This is a genomic window from Kitasatospora sp. Root107 (genome assembly GCF_001424875.1).
GTDB lineage: Bacteria > Actinomycetota > Actinomycetes > Streptomycetales > Streptomycetaceae > Kitasatospora.
This window is the reverse complement of the sequence record NZ_LMCT01000014.1, coordinates 14486-30878: the sequence shown is the minus strand read 5'-3', so window position 1 is coordinate 30878 and position 16393 is coordinate 14486. Positions and strand designations below refer to the sequence as shown.

The 16393-nt window shown below is 73.6% G+C and carries 15 protein-coding genes; 4 read left to right on the top strand and 11 right to left on the bottom strand.

What is annotated here, in order from left to right; all coding sequences use genetic code 11:
* Nucleotides 1-115: 115 nt before the first annotated feature.
* From ASC99_RS15595 to ASC99_RS15585, 3 genes are all read right to left on the bottom strand, one after another.
* Nucleotides 116-472, bottom strand: coding sequence for a helix-turn-helix transcriptional regulator (locus tag ASC99_RS15595; protein ID WP_057232440.1), 357 nt, complete (start codon nucleotides 470-472; stop codon nucleotides 116-118).
* Between the two features lie 115 nt (nucleotides 473-587).
* Nucleotides 588-1277 (bottom strand): response regulator transcription factor, encoded by a 690-nt coding sequence (locus ASC99_RS15590; protein ID WP_057232438.1) that lies wholly within the window; start codon nucleotides 1275-1277, stop codon nucleotides 588-590.
* Nucleotides 1274-2467: a sensor histidine kinase gene (locus tag ASC99_RS15585; protein WP_235583038.1), complete on the bottom strand. Its 1194-nt coding sequence runs from the start codon at nucleotides 2465-2467 to the stop codon at nucleotides 1274-1276. Before ASC99_RS15585 ends, ASC99_RS15590 begins: the two co-directional genes overlap by 4 nt.
* Before the next feature lie 160 nt (nucleotides 2468-2627).
* Between ASC99_RS15585 and ASC99_RS15580 the strand changes: the two genes are divergently transcribed.
* Nucleotides 2628-4181 carry a nitrilase-related carbon-nitrogen hydrolase gene (locus tag ASC99_RS15580; RefSeq protein WP_082598358.1) on the top strand — a complete coding sequence of 518 codons (1554 nt, stop codon included), beginning with the start codon at nucleotides 2628-2630 and terminating at the stop codon, nucleotides 4179-4181.
* A gap of 21 nt (nucleotides 4182-4202) precedes the next feature.
* Here the strand turns inward: ASC99_RS15580 and ASC99_RS15575 are convergent, their stop codons facing one another.
* Complete coding sequence (locus tag ASC99_RS15575; RefSeq protein ID WP_057232434.1) at nucleotides 4203-5228, bottom strand: hemolysin family protein; 1026 nt, start codon at nucleotides 5226-5228, stop codon at nucleotides 4203-4205.
* Nucleotides 5225-6583 carry a hemolysin family protein gene (locus tag ASC99_RS15570; RefSeq protein ID WP_057232432.1) on the bottom strand — a complete coding sequence of 453 codons (1359 nt, stop codon included), beginning with the start codon at nucleotides 6581-6583 and terminating at the stop codon, nucleotides 5225-5227. Before ASC99_RS15570 ends, ASC99_RS15575 begins: the two co-directional genes overlap by 4 nt.
* A 292-nt stretch (nucleotides 6584-6875) precedes the next feature.
* Here ASC99_RS15570 and ASC99_RS37235 point away from each other — a divergent pair, with 292 nt between their 5' ends.
* Nucleotides 6876-7505, top strand: a complete 630-nt coding sequence (locus ASC99_RS37235) for an AAA family ATPase (protein WP_082598357.1) — start codon at nucleotides 6876-6878, stop codon at nucleotides 7503-7505.
* A 20-nt stretch (nucleotides 7506-7525) separates the two neighbouring features.
* On the opposite strand, the gene ASC99_RS15560 is transcribed toward ASC99_RS37235, so the two are convergent.
* Nucleotides 7526-8737 (bottom strand): MFS transporter, encoded by a 1212-nt coding sequence (locus ASC99_RS15560; RefSeq protein WP_057232427.1) that lies wholly within the window; start codon nucleotides 8735-8737, stop codon nucleotides 7526-7528.
* Between the two features lie 97 nt (nucleotides 8738-8834).
* On the opposite strand from ASC99_RS15560, the gene ASC99_RS15555 reads away from it, so the two are divergent.
* On the top strand, nucleotides 8835-9920 hold the full coding sequence (locus ASC99_RS15555; protein ID WP_057232425.1) for a DUF5937 family protein: 1086 nt from the start codon (nucleotides 8835-8837) through the stop codon (nucleotides 9918-9920).
* A gap of 29 nt (nucleotides 9921-9949) precedes the next feature.
* On the opposite strand, the gene ASC99_RS42125 is transcribed toward ASC99_RS15555, so the two are convergent.
* Nucleotides 9950-10708 (bottom strand): glycoside hydrolase family 15 protein, encoded by a 759-nt coding sequence (locus ASC99_RS42125; RefSeq protein ID WP_057232423.1) that lies wholly within the window; start codon nucleotides 10706-10708, stop codon nucleotides 9950-9952.
* Nucleotides 10709-11507: 799 nt separating this feature from the next.
* On the opposite strand from ASC99_RS42125, the gene ASC99_RS15545 reads away from it, so the two are divergent.
* Nucleotides 11508-12128: a hypothetical protein gene (locus ASC99_RS15545; RefSeq protein WP_057232422.1), complete on the top strand. Its 621-nt coding sequence runs from the start codon at nucleotides 11508-11510 to the stop codon at nucleotides 12126-12128.
* Nucleotides 12129-12218: 90 nt separating this feature from the next.
* Here the strand turns inward: ASC99_RS15545 and ASC99_RS40500 are convergent, their stop codons facing one another.
* The 4 genes from ASC99_RS40500 to ASC99_RS15525 form a co-directional block, all read right to left on the bottom strand.
* Nucleotides 12219-12611: a hypothetical protein gene (locus ASC99_RS40500; protein WP_057232420.1), complete on the bottom strand. Its 393-nt coding sequence runs from the start codon at nucleotides 12609-12611 to the stop codon at nucleotides 12219-12221.
* 66 nt (nucleotides 12612-12677) lie between these two features.
* The gene (locus tag ASC99_RS15535; protein WP_057232418.1) at nucleotides 12678-13637 is read right to left on the bottom strand and encodes an enolase C-terminal domain-like protein; all 960 of its coding nucleotides are present in this window, start codon (nucleotides 13635-13637) and stop codon (nucleotides 12678-12680) included.
* Entirely contained in the window at nucleotides 13634-15985 is a 2352-nt protein-coding gene (locus tag ASC99_RS15530; protein WP_082598356.1) for a GMC family oxidoreductase, read from the bottom strand. Before ASC99_RS15530 ends, ASC99_RS15535 begins: the two co-directional genes overlap by 4 nt.
* A gap of 2 nt (nucleotides 15986-15987) precedes the next feature.
* Nucleotides 15988-16386 (bottom strand): hypothetical protein, encoded by a 399-nt coding sequence (locus tag ASC99_RS15525; protein ID WP_235583037.1) that lies wholly within the window; start codon nucleotides 16384-16386, stop codon nucleotides 15988-15990.
* Nucleotides 16387-16393: the final 7 nt, after the last annotated feature.

The window sequence follows — 16393 nt, the reverse complement described above, 5'->3', positions numbered from 1 at the left end:
GCGGGGGCACCCCCTGGTCGGCTGCGTGGCACCATCAGAATAGTGCACAGGTGCGCAGATACGCACATGTTCCAGGGCGCCGCGAACACCCCACGCTGTGACCGCAGGCAGGAGGTCAGTCGTGCGGGGGCAGGGCGCTGATCTGGTGGTCGGCGACGTTGAGGGCCTCGTTCACCAGGCGGCGCAGGTGGCCGTGGCGCAGGGAGTAGACGACGCGTCGGCCGTCCTTGCGGGTGGTGACCAGGCCGGCCAGGCGGAGCTTGGCGAGGTGTTGGCTGACGGCGGGCCGGGCGGCGCCGCAGGCTTCGGTGAGGGTGGTGACGTCGGCCTCGCCCTCGCCGAGCTGCTGGAGCAGCGCGAGGCGGGTGCGGTCCGCGAGCAGGGCCAGCACGGAGGCGGCGACGTCGAGGCGTTCGCCGTTGGTCTGCGGGTGCGACTGATGTGCACCTACGGGTTGTCCGCCCTTGCTCATGGGCACATCGTAGGCGGCCCGGGCGGTGCCCCTGGCGCGCAAGGTGACGGTCCGTGAATCGTTGTCGAGGCGGCGTCCCCGAGCAGGGCCCAGCCGGGGGTGTGGTCGGCAGGGGTCAGGGTCGGTGCAGACCCGTCCGGTGGGCCAGCAGAGCGGCCTGGACGCGGTTCTCGAGGCCGAGGCGGGTGAGGATGCGGTTGACGCGGCTTTTCACGTTCGCCTCGGTCAGGTCGAGGGCGGCGGCGATCCGGGAGTTGGACAGGCCCTGGGCGATCAGTACCAGTACCTGGAGTTCACGCTCGGAGAGCAGGTCGGTCGGCGAGCGGTCGTCCGGTGCGGGGGCGGAGAGGGCGGGCAGGAGCGCCGGCGGCAGTGCGGTGACGGTGCTGACGAGCCGACGCGTGACGCTCGGGGCCAGCACGGACTCGCCGTCGGCGGCGGCGCGGATGGCGTGGGCCAGTTGGTCCGGAGTGCTGGTCTTGAGCAGGAAGCCGTCGGCGCCCGCGCGCAGGGCCGCGTACACGTACTCGTCCAGGTCGAAGGTGGTCAGCATGAGGATGCGCGGGGCCGGTCCGGGACCGGGCCAGGAGGTGGTGATGCGCCGAGCGGCTTCGACCCCGGTGATGCCGGGCATGCGGACGTCCATCAGGACGACGTCGGGTCGAAGTTCGATCGCCAGGGCTACGGACTGTTCCCCGTCGGAGGCCTCACCGATGACCGAGAGGCCGGCCCGGCGGTCGATGATCAGGCGGAGCGCGGTCCGGACGATCTCCTGGTCGTCGGCGAGAAGAACTCGTACGGTCATGGGGTCGTCTCCACCGGCATGACTGTCCTGGTGGGCAGGGTGGCGTGCAGCCGCCAGCCGCCGCCGGTACGTGGTCCGGCTTCCAGTACGCCGTCGAAGGCCGCCGCTCGTTCGCGCAGGCCGATCAGCCCGCGCCCGGATCCGGGGACGGGACGGTGGCCGGGCGCGGCAGGGCCGTTCTCCACCTCGATCGCGAGGGACCACTCGTCGGCGCGCACGGCGATCCGCACGTCGGCCCGACCCGCGTGCTTGAGCACGTTCGTCAGCGCTTCCTGGACGATCCGGTAGGCCGTCACCTGTACTCCTGCGGCGAGCGCGGCCGGCGCCGGAGTCTCCATCTCGGAGGTCACCCGGCATCCCGCCGCAGCGGCTGCCCCGATGAGACGGTCGAGATGGGCGAGGGACGGCTCGGGCGCGAGTTCCTGCTCCCGGGGGGACAGCAGTCCGAGGATGCGCCGCATCTCGACGAGTGCGGTGTCCGCGGTCCGCGCGATGAGCCCGATGCCCTCCACCGCGAGGATCGGATCGTCCTGCAGGACGTCCTCGGCGGCCCGTGCCTGCAAGGCGATGGCGCTCACGTGGTGGGCGACCACGTCGTGCAGGTCGCGGGCGATGCGGGCCCGCTCGGTGATCACCGCCTGCCGGGCGTTGAACTCCTGCTCGGCCCGGAGCTGTTGGTTCAGGAGACGCAACCGGAGGGCGTCGGCGCCGATCCGCCGCCGGCCGTACCCCAGGGTCCAGGCCAGCGCGAAGAAGACGCAGAACGTCGTGGCGCTGATCGGCTCGATCGAACCGAGCTTCGGCGGCTGCCAGTGTCCGGTGAGCGCATCGGTCGTCGTGGCCACCGCCAGGCAGAGCAGCGTGCCGGGCAGACTCGCGGAGACCGGTGCGTAGCGGGCTACGGCGTAGATCCCGATCACGAGCAGGAACGGCCCGGGTACCTTCCCCGGGACGGGGTCGAGCACTTGGAAGACCACGTACAGGCCGGTCATGGCCGCCAGGGCGGCGCGGGGATGTGTCCGTCTCCACAGCAGGGGCACCGTCTGCGCTCCCCACAGGGCCAGGCCCCAGCCGGGTGGGGCGGGTCGGTGGCCCAGCAAGGTGGCCATGTCGAACAGCGTCAGCCCGCAGCCGAGCGCGACATCCACCGGTCGTGGTCGGTCGGCGATCCGTTGGTGAGCGGCTCGCATCGCCGCAGCAGTCCTCGTCTTCATCTCCGGCGTCAGGCTAGACCAGCGACGGCGGCCGGCGGATCCTCCCCAGGGTGCGCATCCATAGTTGCGCCGGGGCGCGGGAGATCACCGTCCGGGCCGAGGTACGCGGGACCGCACGCTCCTAGCGTGGTCGTCCATGACGAACCATCAGACACGCAGGAACTTCCTTGGCAGGCCCGGCCGTTCGGGGCGAGCGGGCCGGTGTGCCCTGCTGGTGCTCGGCACTGCGGCGATGCTCTTCGCGGTGGGAGGGCGCTGGGACATCGCGGCCGCGGCCTGGATCTTCCCGGTGCTCCTGCTCCGATTCACCCGCCTCAGCCCTGCGGTGTCCGGCGCACTGTGGGTCTGGCTGGCCCACAGCCTCGCAGCCGCCTGGTGGGTTCAGGAGTCGGAGATGGGCTTCGCCCCCGTGGTCCTCCTGGGCGGGGTGGCCATTGCCGCCCTGCAGACGCTGCCGTTCCTGGCCGACCGGCTGCTCGTCCGTCGGTTGCGCCCCTGGGCGGCCGCCCTGACTCTTCCCGCAGGCGTCGCCGCCACCGAGTTCCTGATCACCCTGCTGTCCCCGTTCGGCACGGCCTACGGCTCACTTGCGGTCACCCAGTACGGCGACCTCCCGCTGCTGCAGGTCGTCTCGATCACGGGCCTGTACGGCATCGGCTTCCTGATCGCGTGGTTCGCCAGCACGGTCAACGCGATCCTGGAGCGGCCCGGCTGGCGAAGGGGTGTGCCGTACGGCGCCGTCCTGTTGACCGTCCTGCTCGGCGGCGGTGCCCGCCTCGCCTTCACCTCCTCCACGAGCCCGACCGTGCGGATCGCCGCAGTCGCCCCGACGCGGACCGTGGCCGACGCACAGCAGGCCGCGCTCGGACGGATCCCGGGCGGGCGCGCGGGCATCGCCACCGCACCCGCCTCCGAGGTGGAACCCATCACGACCGCCGTGACGAACGACCTGCTGGCGTCCACCCGACGTGAGGCCGAAGCCGGAGCGAAGATCGTCATCTGGCCCGAACAGGCCGTCAGGACGCAGGAGTCCAACGAGGCCGCCGTCATTGGGGCGGCCCGGGACCAAGCCCGCCGGTCGGGCATCTACCTGGAGATAGGACTCGGCGTCCACAGCACGCGCGGACCTGCCAACGACCGGGACGAGGCGATCCTGATCGACCCGAACGGGGACGTGCTCTGGACCTACCGGAAAGCCCACCCCATCCCCGGCTCCGAGAAGTTCCGGCCCGGTGACGGCCGGGTGCCCGTCGCCGACACTCCCTACGGCCGGATCGCCAACGTCATCTGCTACGACGCAGACTTCCCGGCCATGATGCGAACCCGCGCGGACATCATGCTCGTCCCCGCCCACGACTGGAAGGCCTACGGAAGCGCGCACACCCAGAAGGCGAGCCTCCGTGCCATCGAGAACGGCTACTCGCTGGTGCGCCAGGACTCGGCGGGCGTCTCGGCCGCCTTCGACGACAAGGGCCACGTCCTCGCCACCACCGACTACTTCACAACCGACCAGCAGACCATGGTGGCCTACGTCCCCACGCACGGCGCCACCACGCTCTACGACCGCATCGGCGACACCTTCGCCTGGCTCTGCCTGGCCGCCCTCGCCGCCCTGGCCGGTACCGCCCTGGTCCGCCCGCAACGCTCCGCACGGGGCCTTGTCCGTCGGCGTGCCGGGCGGCCCAGGTGACGCGCTGCCCGGCCCGCGCGGTCAGCCGGCGGCGGGGGCCGGGCCGACCAGCTCCTTGAGGACGTCCTCAAGGGTGACCAGGCCGGTCGCGGTGCCGTCGGGGGCGACGGCGGCGGCCAGGTGGGTGCCGGAGCGGCGCATCGCGGTGAGCACGTCGTCCAGCGGTGTGTCGTCCGCGACCCGGGCGATCGGGTGCAGCACCCGGGCCGGGAACGGAAGATGCCGGGCCTCGTCCTGCTCCAATGCGTCCTTGATGTGCAGGTAGCCGGAGACCGTGCCGTCCGCGCGCAGCAGCGGGAAGCGGGAGAACCCGGTGCGGGCGGCCAGCTCCTCCAGTTCGGCCGGGGTGGTGCTGGGCCCGGCGAAGACGACCTCGGCGCTGGGGGTGACGACCTCGGACACCGGGCGGCTGCCCAACTCCAGGGCGTCCTGGAGCAGTTCGGTGTCACGCTCGCTGAGCAGGTCGGCGTCCGAGGAGTCCTTGACCATCCGGGACAGCTCGTCCTCGGTGAAGACCGAGCCGACCTCGTCCTTCGGTTCGACCTTCATCAGCCGCAGCAGGGTGTTGGCGAAGGCGTTGATGGAGAACACCAGCGGGCGCAGCGCCCGGGTGGTGGCCACCAGCGGTGGCACCAGCAGCATCGCGGCCTTCTCGGGGGCGGCGAGCGCGATGTTCTTGGGGATCATCTCGCCGAGCAGCATGTGCAGGTACGTCGCGACGGTCAGGGCGATGGTGAACGCGATGACATGGGTGAACGCGACCGGTACCCCGGCGGAGTGGAACAGCGGTTCCAGCAGGTGGGCGATGGCCGGCTCGGCGACCGCGCCCAGTACCAGCGAGGAGATGGTGATGCCCAGCTGGGCGGTGGCAAGCATCGCCGAGACGTGCTCCAGACCCCATATGACGGTCCGGGCGCGGCGGTCGCCCGCCTCCGCCTTCGGGTCGATCTGGCTGCGGCGCACCGAGATCAGCGCGAACTCGCCGCCGACGAAGAAGGCGTTGGTCACCAGGGTGAGCAGACCGATGATCAACTGCACGGCGGTCATCGGACATCCTCCTGGCGGCGGTCGGCACTGTCGCCGTCCTCCTCGGGCAGCGGTTCAGGGGCTGAGATGCGCACCCGTTCGGCGACGTGGTGGTCGACGCTCTCCACCTCGAGCGTCCAGCCGTCCACCTGCAGTGTGTCGCCGGGGACGGGGATCCGGCCGAGCTGATGGGCGATCAGGCCCGCCAGCGTCTCGTACGGTCCCTCGGGCAGGGTGAGGCCGATCGCCTCCAGCTGGTCGTCGCGGGTGATGCCGTCGGCGTCCCACTGGGTGCGGCCGTCGGCCAGGGAGCCGAGGAAGGCCAGGTCGGGGAGCTCGGTGGGGTCGTGCTCGTCGCGGACCTCGCCGACCACCTCCTCGACGATGTCCTCCAGGGTGGCGATGCCGGCGGTGCCGCCGTACTCGTCGATCACCACCGCGAGACTGTCGTCGCCGCGCAGCTGGTCGAGCAGCCGGTCGACGGTGAGGGTCTCGGGCACCATCAGGGCCGGGGTCATCAACGTACTGACCGTCCGGGTGGTCCGCTGCTCGGCGGGGACGGCGAGGGCGTGGCGGATGTGCACGGTGCCGACCACCTGGTCGAGGCTGTCGCGGTAGACCGGGAAGCGCGAGAGCCCGGTGGCCCGGGTCAGGTTGGCGACATCGGCCGCCGTGGCGTGCTCCTCCAGCGCCCGGACGTCCACCCGAGGGGTCATCACGTTCTCTGCCGTCAGTTCCCGCAGGCGCAGCGCCCGCACGAACAGGTCGGCGGTGTCCGGCTCCATCGCGCCCGCACGGGCGGAGTGCCGGGCCAGCGCGATCAGTTCCTGCGGCGTCCGGGCGGAGGCCAGCTCCTCGGCCGGTTCCAGGCCCATCCGGCGCACCACCCGGTTGGCGGTGTTGTTGAGGTGGCCGATCAGCGGGGAGAACGCGGACGAGAAGGCGTACTGCGGGGCGGCGACGACCTTGGCGACGGCCAGCGGCCGGGAGATCGCCCAGTTCTTCGGGACCAGCTCACCCGCGACCATCAGCACCACGGTGGACAGCAGGACGCCGAGGAAGAGCGCGATGCTCTCCGCCGCCCCGCTCGGCAGGCCGGTCGCGGTCAGCGGTCCGTGCAGCAGTGCGGACACCGACGGCTCGGCGAGCATGCCGATCACCAGACTGGTGACGGTGATGCCCAGCTGGGCACCGGAGAGCTGGAAGGTCAGGCGCTTGACGGCACGCAGGGCGCTCGCCGCGCCGCGCTCACCCGCCGCGGCGGCCCGCTCCACCTCACCGCGCTCCACGGTGGTCAACGAGAACTCGGCGGCGACGAACACCGCACACGCGGCGGTCAACGCCAGTGCCAGCAGGAGCAACAGGACCTCGGTCACCGTGCCACCCCCGCCCCGGGCTGAGCGCTCGTCAGGACAGATGTGGCACGGCAGGAACTGGGAGGTTCGTCCATCGCGGGGACCGCGGCTCCTTCGACTCTCATCGGATCGGGCAGCCCGGGTGGGCTGTCCCGAAGAATTGTACGAGGGCCCTGCGCCGAGGCAGCCCAGGCCGGTGGGTACCCTTCGACCCGACCGCATCTGCTGCTCCCACTGAGCGGCACCTGCACAACCGCCGGAGACACAGGGAGCATCCGCCCCTGCCGCCACCACCGGCCAGAACCGGAGAATCGTGTACACGCCGAGCCCGGCCGTGCCCCGCAACGCGGTCGACCTGCGCCCCCGAGGTCTGGTCGACCTGAGGGGGGGGGTCCGCACACCGGACGCTCTCCGCTACCCGCCCGGCGCGGTGGTAGTCGTCTCCGGCCTGCCGGGCAGCGGCAAGAGCACCGCGCTGCGCCACTGGTCCACCGCCGCAGCGGTTGTCGACCCCCGCACCACCCACCTCGCCTGCGAAGCCGTCATGCCCGGCTGGCTCCCGTACGCCCTGTACCGGCCATGGGCCCGCCTCCGCCACTTCCGGCGGCAGCAGCGCGCGGCCCGCTCAGGTCAGCACCTCCTGGTCCATGACTGCGGGAGCCGGCCCTGGATACGCCGTCATCTTGCCCGCACCGTTCACCGGCAGGGCCGTGAACTGCACCTCGTTCTCCTGGACGTCGGCCCCGACGAAGCTCTCACCGGCCAGCAGGCGCGCGGCCGTTGGGCCCCTCGCAGGGTCTTCGCCCGCCACCAGCGCGGCCTTCGGGTGCTGCTGCGCGAACTCGACCGCCTTGGCCCGGCCGCCGTACCGGAAGCCGACTCCGTCCTCCTGCTCGACCGGACCTCCCGCGAACACCTGCCCCGGCTGACCTTCGAGCCATAGCCGGCGGGGTCGGCTGTGGGTCAGGACGGCGGGCGGTCGGTGTGGGGTGGGGCTGTGCGGTGGATGAGGGCGGCGGCGGTGAGGGTGGTGGTGGCGAGGGCGGGCCAGAGGACGAGGGGGGTGAGGGCGGTGATGACGGCGGGGGAGACGGCGAGGCTCAGGCCGGTGGAGAGTTGGAGGCGGGAGAGGGCGCGGCCCAGGTGGGGTGGCGGGGCGAGGGCGGTGACGAGGGCGGTGGCGCTGCCGGCGTAGAGGATCTCGCCGAGGGTGCAGGGCACGGTCACCAGGGCCAGGGCGAGCGGGCCGAACGGGGTGGCCAGCAGGAAGCCGAGGTAGCTCGCGGCGAGCACCGCCCCGGCCAGCACCAGCACCCGGCTGCGTGACCAGCGGGCCGCCGCCCAGGCGGTGACGGGCACCTGGAGGGTGACCACCAGGACCGTGTTGGCGACGAATATCGCGGCGGGCCAGGCCGGCGAGGCGTGCAGGACCGTCACCAGGACCAGCGGCAGCGCCACTTCGGGCACGTTCAGGCAGAACACGTACACCACGTTGGCGAGCAGCACCGCCCCGAGCCGGGGCGCCTCCCCGGCCCTGCCTGCCCGTCCGGCCGCCGGCCCGGCCGTGACCCGCACCGAGCGGGCCAGCGCGGCCGCCGTCAGGAAGCCGAGCCCGGACGCCGCGGCCAGCGCTCGCAGCGCCGGCGGGCCGCCGGTCAGGCAGACGGTGGCGAGCAGGGCGCCGACGCCGAGCCCGGCGTTGCGGACGGCGCGGGCCGCCGCGAGGACGGTGTCCCGCAGGCGGTCCTCGGCGAGGGTGGCGACCAGGGCGGCGTGGGCGGCCGGCCAGGCCTGGTTGCCGATGCCGAGGAACAGTGCGGCGAGCGTGAACAGCGCGACGCCGCCGGTCGGCGCGGCCAGCAGCGCGGCCACGCCCGCCACCCGGACCAGCATCGACGCCGACACCGCCGCACTGCGCGCGCCGCGGTCCAGCCAGCGCCCGAGCGGCGGCATGCAGGCCAGTCCCGCGACGATCCCGCCGGTCATCGCCAGCCCGGTGGTGGCGGCGTCCAGTTCGAGCACCGTGATCCCGTACAGCAGCAGGAACGGCCGCAGCAGGCCGGTCCCGAGCGCGTCGACGAGCAGCGCGGCGGCGTAGCGCGGGCCGCCGCCGACCCGGACGAGTTGACGGAGCGTCGGGCGGGGCTCCGGGCGGGGCGGCACGGTGGTGGTCATGGCGCCCAAGGTGCGGGCTGGGCAGCGGGGCGGTCACGTGGATTGACGGTTTCCGTCAATCGGCGGCGGTGTGCCCGCGAGCAGCGAGAATGTCGGGGTGACCCTGCGCATCGACCTCGCCGGGACGCCGCCGGAGCGGATCCGGTTCGGGGTCTCGCCGCTCGCCGAACTCACCGCGATGCTGCACGTGCTGGCCTCGCCCGAGCACCATCCGCAGCTGGCCGGGTGGGCGGCGGGGGTGTGGGCCGGGCTGCGTCCGGAGTTGGCGGAGCGGCTGCGGGAGGCGGAGTTCCTGTGGCGGTCCTCCCGGGCGGACTTCCTGGTGCCGGCCCGGCCCCGGGCCACCCTGGGGGCCGAACTCGACGAGGTCGACCGGATCGACGACGAGTGGTACGCGCACTCGGCACTGGTCACCACCTGCGGCTCGAACCGGCGCACCTTCGCCGACCGCTCCTCGCTGCACGACCCGGCCGCGCGGGCGGAGGCGCTGGACCGCGCGCAGGCCCGCGGCCCCGCCCAGGAGGCGTTCGCGGAGCGCCTGCTGGCCGATCCGCCGGCCGTCCGAGCCCGGGTGCGGGAGACCCTGGAGCAGTGCGCGGAGGCGTTCTTCGACGCTGAGTGGCCGGCGCTGGCCGCCCGCCTGGGCCGGGACGTCCGCGACAAGACGGAACTGAGCCGCCGTCAGGGGCTGCCCGCCGCGCTGGCGGAGGTGTCGGCGGCGATCGCGCTCACCCCGGACGGCGGCTCACTGGTCCTCGACAAGCTCCAGGACTCCACCGCGCAGGCCGGCCCGGCCGGGGTCACCCTGCTGCCCAGCGTGTTCGGCCACCCGCACCTGGTCGCCGTGTACGCCCCCGGTTGGCAGCCCGTCGTCCAGTACCCGGCGGCGGGCGGGGAGCGGCCGGAGACCGTCCCGCTGGAGACCGTCCGCCTCCGGCTGGAGGCCCTGGCGCACCCGGTCCGGCTCCGCCTGGTCCGTACCCTGGCCCGTGGACCGCACACCACCGGCGAACTCGCCCGCGCCTGGGAGCTCACCCCGCCCGAGGTCTCCCGCCACCTCACCGTCCTGCGCCGGGCCGGCCTGCTCGCCGCCCACCGCCGGGGCCGCCACGTCCACCACGCCCTCGACCTGACCGCCACCGCCGCCCTCGGCACCGACCTGCTCGCCGCCGTCCTGCGCTGACGGGCCCTCAGCGGCTGGCTGAGCGGCCGTCACCAATGCCCGGAGCGTTCGCCGTTCGCTCCGGGGACGGGCAGGCGGGCGGCGCACTCCAGGAGCAGGCCGTGCACGAACGCCTGGGGCAGGTTGCCGCGCAGCTCGCGTGGCCGGATGTCGTACTCCTCGGCGAACAGGCCGGAGGTGGCACAGGAGGCGCGGTTCCGTTCGAACCAGCGGAGTGCCTCGCCCTGGTGGCCCTGCTGGTGGTGGGCGAGCGCCATGACGAAGCCGCACAGCAGGAAGGCGCCCTCGGCCTGCTCCAACGGCCGTTCGTCGTGCCGGAACCGGTAGGCGTAGTAGTCGTCGGTGAGTTCGGCGGCGTAGGCGCGCAGGGTCTCGCGGGAGCGCGGGTACGCGGGGGCGAGCGCGGAACCGTGGTCTAGCAGGGCGGCGACGACGAAGCGGACGGAGTCGTCCAGCAGCGAGTGGGCACCTGCGGCGGCGGCGCCCTGGCCGATGTAGCACTGGTCGCGGATCCACACGTAGCGGTAGTCGTAGTTGCGTCCCGCCTCGGCCCGCTCCGGCAGGCTCATGGTCGCGGCCGCCACGGTGCCGCCACCGGTGCCGGTCAGCCCGCGCAGCACGGTGTACGCCTGGCGGGCGTCGCGGGGGGCCAGGGTGTCGGCCAGGCTCGGCACCGTGCGTTTCCAGGCCCGTTCGGTCGCGGCCCAGGTCTGGTCCGGACCGACGGGCGGGCCGAGCCGGGCCGTCGAGACCTCGAGGACGAGATCGTGTGAGCTGCCGGCTTCCACGGCCGGCTTCCACGGCCAGCTCCATGGTCAGCCGCCGCCCCGTACCCTCGCCCTCGGCGCGGGCGCCGCCGCCGCCGGTCCACCGCACGCTCAGGTCTCCGGTCCGGGCGGTCCAGACTCCTGAGGGGTGGCGGCGCAGTCCGCGCAGCGGCCGGGAGCCGAATCCGGCACAGGGATGCAGGACGACCCGGACCCGGGCCGGGCCCTCCACCGCCTCGACGCGCCGGAGGATCACCGCCGTGTCCTGGCGGCCAGGGAAGGCGAGCGCATCGCGGCACTCGACGATTCCGCTGCCGGTCACCCACCGGCTGCGCCAGATCAGGGTGCCCTCGTCGTAACAGCCGCCCTGGACGAACCGTCCGCACGGGGTGACGGCGTAGACGCCGTCACCCCCGATCAGCCGGGAGAAAACGGCCTCGGACTCCCAGTGCGGGCGCACATCCAGACGAGGTCACCCCAAGGCCCCACGAGCGCGCCGCGCTCGCCGTCCGCAAGCAGCGCGAAGTCCCGCAGGGTGTGGGTGGGAAGTCGTCCTGACGGAGCATCTGATGAGCCACTGCGCGCCTGCCTGGGACGGGGCCGTTGGGACCGGCGCCGGGGTCGACCCGGCGGCTGTCCGGTGAGCGGCGGTTCGTGTCGTCACCGTCGTGCGGACCGGTCGGCCGCACGACGTGGCGTACCTCCAGGGTGCCCCGGTTGCGGGCAAGTAGCCCGGCCGGTGTGCGGCGGGCAGGCCTGGCCGTCCGTCATCGGGGTAGCCGCGACGGTGGCGGACCTTCCACACCCGGCGGAGGCGGTCATGGCTGAGCCCACCCGAGCGGAGCGGATCTCCGCACTGTTGACCGAACACGGCCGCACCTACGCCGACGAAGCGGGCATCACGCTGCGGGACAAGCCGTCGCCGCTCTACCGGCTGCTGGTGCTGACGGTCCTGTGCTCGACCCGGATCAGGGCGGACATCGCGGTCGACGCCGCCCACGAGCTGTTCCGGGCCGGCCTGCGGACCGCCCGCACGACGGCCGCGACCGACTGGCAGACCATCGTCGACGCCCTCGGCCGCGCCCACTACCGCCGCTACGACGAGAGCACCGCGACGGCCCTGCTCGACGGCGCCGAGCTGCTCCTGCGGCGCTGGCGCGGCGACCTGCGCCGACTGCGCGATGAGGCGGACGGGGACCCGGCGCAGGTGCGGGAGCTGCTCCAGGACGTGCCGCGGATCGGTCCGGTCGGCGCCGACATCTTCTGCCGTGAGGTGCAGGGCCTGTGGCCCGAACTGCGGCCGTACTTCGACGAACGGGCGCTGGCCGCCGCCGCGTCGTTGCACCTGCCGGCAACCGCCAACGGCCTGGCCGGGCTGGTGGCGCCGGACGACCTGCCGAGGCTGGCCGCCGCGCTGGTCCGGGCCGGTCCGGAGAGCTGAGACCGGCGCGGGGCGACCGGTGCCGGTCGCCCGGGGACGGGCCGGTCTGGACGCGGCGGTGACGGCGGCCCCACCGGCCGCTGCGGCGGCTCAGTGCCCGAACAGGTGACGGCTGCGGTGCTGCTGCAGGGTCGGCGTCGGAGCGGCGTCCCCAGCCGTGGGCGGCGGACCCTCCGTCACCACACGCTCCTGGAGCGCGGCGTCCCGTGCCGCCGTGGCCTGCCCGGCCTCGGCGCGGGCCTCGCGCCGTTGGCCGCTACGGCGGCGGATGCGGGCCCCGCCGCCTGCGGCCAGGAGCACACCCAGACCGAAGATCAGGGCCAGGGCGATGCCGGACAGGAAGATCGCCAGGCTGTTCATGGTGGCGATCTGGTTGCCGAGCACCGTGACGGTGTAGTCCGGGCCGCCGGAGAGGTTGTCGGCGATGAGCAGTCCGGTGAACGCCCCGGCAGCCGCCAACAGCAGGACTCCCAGCAGAATCATGATCCACTCCTTCCGTGGTCGACCCCCGTCGGTGCGTCTGCCCGGAGCCGTCGGGCGGTAACAGGCTCAGCCCACCCGGTGGGAGGCGGCCCGGGCGGCGAGCGTCAGCCCGAGCCCGGGCGCGCCGGAGCGGCCGGGGGTCACGGTGCCGCCGGTCGGGTCGAGGGTGCCGTCGAAGAGCAGGTTCTCGACCCGTACGTGAGCGTGGAACCACTCCAGATGGCGGCAGTTGGGGACTGCGGCCGCCACGTGGGCGTGCACGTGCGGGGCGCAGTGCGCCGACAGCTGCAGCCCGAAGCCCTCCGCGACGGCGGCGGCCCGCAGCCAGCCGGTCAGCCCGCCGCACCGGGTGGCGTCGGCTTGCAGGCAGTCGACCGCGCCGGCGGCGGCGAGCCGGGTGAAGTCGACCAGGTCGTAGCCGTACTCACCGGCCGCGACGTCCGCCAGGACGGCGTTCCTGACCTCGCGCAGTCCGGCCGGGTCGTCGGAGGAGACCGGCTCCTCGAACCAGCTGACGCCCTGTCCGGCGAAGGCGTGGGCCACCCGGACGGCCTGCTTGCGGGTGTAGCCGCCGTTCGCGTCCACGTAGAGCTCGACGTCCTGGCCGATCACCGCGCGGGCGGCGGCGATGCGCTCCAGGTCGCGCCGCTCGTGGTGGCCCCAGGACTCGCCGATCTTGATCTTCACGCGTGGGATGCCCTGCTGCTCCGTCCAGTCGCACAGCTGACGCTCCGTCCGTTCGGCGTCGTAGCTGGTGAATCCGCCGCTCCCGTAGACGGGGACCTCCCGGGCGGAGCCGCCGAGCAGCCGGGCCAGCGGCAGGTCGAGCAGCCGTGCCTTGAGGTCCCACAGGGCGATGACCACCGCCGCCGTGGCGGGGGCGCCGTAGGTCCAGCCGAGCCCGCCAGTAGGTCCGTCGGCCGCCTCGACCAGGATCAGCGTGGTGCGGTCCCAGGCCAGGGTGCCGTCGGCCTCGGGGCCGTCGGTGGGCACGGTGTAGACGCTGACGTCGAGCCGGTCGATCATGGCGGGCCCCCGGGAGTCCGTAGCCCGCTGCGGGCGCCGGCCGCCAGCAGGCCGGCGGCCCGGTCGACGACGGCCATGACGGTGAGGGCCGGGTTGGCGCTGCCCTGGGTGGGGAAGACGCTGCCGTCGGTGACCAGCAGGTTCGGTACGGCGAAGCTCCGCAGGTCGTGGCCGACCACGCCGTGCCGTTCGTCGCGGGCCATCCGGCAGCCGCCGACCAGGTGGGCGTAGCGGTCGATGGTGATCACCTCGCTCGCCCCGGCGGCGGCGAGGATGTCCTCCATCACCTCGCGGGCGGCGCAGACGAGTTGACGGTCGTTCTCGCACTGCGAGAAGGAGAAGTCGGCGACCGGCAGCCCGTGCCGGTCGCGCTCGTCGGCGAGCGTGACCCGGTTGCCGGCCTGCGGCAGCAGCTCGGCCATCGCGCCGAGGGTGGCCCAGTGGGTGTAGTCGCTCAGGTAGTGGCGCAGGTCGGCGCCCCAGTGCCCCTGGGCGACGACGTGTTCGGCCCAGGTGATGGGCAGGGGGGAGATGTTCTGGATGGTGAAGCCGCGCCGGTAGGGCTTGCCGGGGTCGGTCTCGTAGTACTGCTCGGTGGAGACCTCGGGCGGTGGGGCCTTGTAGGCGCGGATCTCCTCCTCGAACCGGCCGGAGGTCTGCGGCGCTCCCTGCACCATGACGTAGCGTCCGACCAGGTCGTGGTCGTTGCACAGCCCCTGCGGGAAGCGGTCGTTCGCGGAGTTGAGCAGCAGGCGCGGGGTCTCGATCGCGTACCCCGCGACGGCCACCGTCCTGGCCCGTTGCAGGTGTTCGCGGCCCTCGCGGAAGTAGCGGACCCCGGTGGCCAGGCCGTCCGGGCCGAGTTCGATCCGGGCGGCCATCGCCCCGGCCCGGATCTCGGCGCCGTGCGCGAGCGCGTCCGGGACATGGGTGACCAGCGGGGAGGCCTTGGCGTTGACCTTGCAGCCCTGCAGACAGAACCCCCGGTAGAGGCAGTGCGGCCGGTTGCCGAAGCGGCCGTTGGTGATCGCCACCGGGCCGATCCTGGCCTGGATGCCGAGCGCCGCGGCCCCGCGCAGGAAGATCTCGCCGTTGCCGCCCAGCGGGTGCGGCGGGTGCGGGTAGGCGTGCGGTTCGCCCCAGGGCCAGTACTGCCCGGCGACCGGGAGCTCGCGCTCCAGACGCTCGTAGTACGGGCGCAGGTCCGGGTACGCCAGGGGCCAGTCGGCGCCCACCCCGTCGGTGCTGCGGGTGGCGAAGTCCGAGGGGTGGAAGCGCGGCACGTACCCGGCGAAGTGCACCATCGAACCACCCACCCCACGGCCGGAGTTGTTGGCGCCCATCGGCACGGGGTCGGTGCCGGAGACGACCCGGGGCTCGGTCCAGTAGAGGTGGTGGGAGCCGGCCTCGTCGCTGACCCAGTCCGTCCCCGGATCCCAGAACGGGCCGGCCTCCAGGACGACCACCGACCACCCGGCCCGGGCCATCCGCTGGGCGAGCACGCTGCCGCCGGCTCCGCAGCCGACGATCAGCAGGTCGACCTCGTCGGTGTCGGCGAAGTGGCGCATGTGCTGGACGAGTTGGGGATCGGGGCTGCCGTCGGGGCGCAGCAGCCAGGCCGAGGCGTTGCGCTCGCGGACCTCCCGCTCGGAGCGGGTCGTGGCACGCAGCGTCTCGGCTGCGGCCCGGGTGCGCGAGTGCCGGCCCGCGTCGGTGGCCGGCGGCGCGGGGCGGGGCGGGTGGATCTCCGGCGCCTCGGGCGGCACGGGGTGGTGGTCGCGGACCTCCCACGGCTCCCGCTGCCCGACGCCCAGGCGCAGGTAGCCGCGCGGATAGGCGGGGCCGCCGAAGCCGATCTCGTTCCAGGCGGTGGGGTGCGCGTAGTACGCGGTGCAGGCGTAGCGGGTCCACAGGCTCCAGACGTGCCGGGCCGGCATTCCGTGCCAGAGCTCACCGTCGAGGTCCTGGACCGCCTGGACCAGTCCGGCCCGCTGCCCGGGGGTGAGGCCGGCGAAGCTCCCGGCGCTGTGCCGCTCCCGGGCGGCGGTGTCCAGGGCCCGCAGGGTGCGCGGCCAGGCCCGGTCGTCGGACGGCATGTCCGCGTAGCGCCAGCCGTCCGTCTCGCGCTCGGCGAGCCGGGTGTCGATCATCGGCAGCACCGGCACCTCGGGCCGGTCCAGCAGCGCGTCGAGCAGGGCCCGGGCGGTGGTTTCCTCCGCCGGGGTGAAGAAGCGCAGCGGCTTCGGCGGTCCGGTCCTGGCCAGTACGACGGCTGCCGTCGCCGGGTCCCAGTTCCGCTGCTGCGCCAGGACGTCGTACCCGGGGAAGCGCTCGGGGCGGGCGGCCATCCTCAGGCCTCCCGTCGCAGTACGGCGGCCACCAACCCCATCCCGCCGACCATGCTCATCAGCAGCGGCGCGAACAGCGGCGGCCCCATCTCGATGTTGTAGCGGGCCATCGCCCAGCCGCCCGGTTTGTGCGCGATGCCGCGCACGTGCAGGTAGGTGCCCTGGAGTGAGGCGACCGGCAGCAGGGTGTGGGCGGCCCGTTCGCTGCACGCCCCGGCGACCCCGGCCACCGCGCCGACCGGCCCGAGCACCACCGGCCACCACATCATCCGGTTCCCGAAGCCAGCCCGGTCGTGCTCCAGGTAGATCTCGGCCGCCGTGACCACCGAGCCGCCCGCCGTGACCAGCGCCAGGCTTCGCTGGAACCGGCCGTTACGGACGTTGTCCAGCAGGCGCGTCACCGGGCCG

Excerpts from the sequence above, each read along its gene's own strand:
- ASC99_RS15595 (WP_057232440.1), bottom strand. The coding sequence starts at position 472 with ATGAGCAAGGGCGGACAACCCGTAGGTGCACATCAGTCGCACCCGCAG.
- ASC99_RS15560 (WP_057232427.1), bottom strand. The coding sequence starts at position 8,737 with ATGACCACCACCGTGCCGCCCCGCCCGGAGCCCCGCCCGACGCTCCGT.
- ASC99_RS15580 (WP_082598358.1), top strand. The coding sequence starts at position 2,628 with ATGACGAACCATCAGACACGCAGGAACTTCCTTGGCAGGCCCGGCCGT.
- ASC99_RS15585 (WP_235583038.1), bottom strand. The coding sequence starts at position 2,467 with ATGCGAGCCGCTCACCAACGGATCGCCGACCGACCACGACCGGTGGAT.
- ASC99_RS15535 (WP_057232418.1), bottom strand. The coding sequence starts at position 13,637 with ATGATCGACCGGCTCGACGTCAGCGTCTACACCGTGCCCACCGACGGC.
- ASC99_RS15590 (WP_057232438.1), bottom strand. The coding sequence starts at position 1,277 with ATGACCGTACGAGTTCTTCTCGCCGACGACCAGGAGATCGTCCGGACC.
- ASC99_RS40500 (WP_057232420.1), bottom strand. The coding sequence starts at position 12,611 with ATGATTCTGCTGGGAGTCCTGCTGTTGGCGGCTGCCGGGGCGTTCACC.
- ASC99_RS15575 (WP_057232434.1), bottom strand. The coding sequence starts at position 5,228 with ATGACCGCCGTGCAGTTGATCATCGGTCTGCTCACCCTGGTGACCAAC.
- ASC99_RS15545 (WP_057232422.1), top strand. The coding sequence starts at position 11,508 with ATGGCTGAGCCCACCCGAGCGGAGCGGATCTCCGCACTGTTGACCGAA.
- ASC99_RS15530 (WP_082598356.1), bottom strand. The coding sequence starts at position 15,985 with ATGGCCGCCCGCCCCGAGCGCTTCCCCGGGTACGACGTCCTGGCGCAG.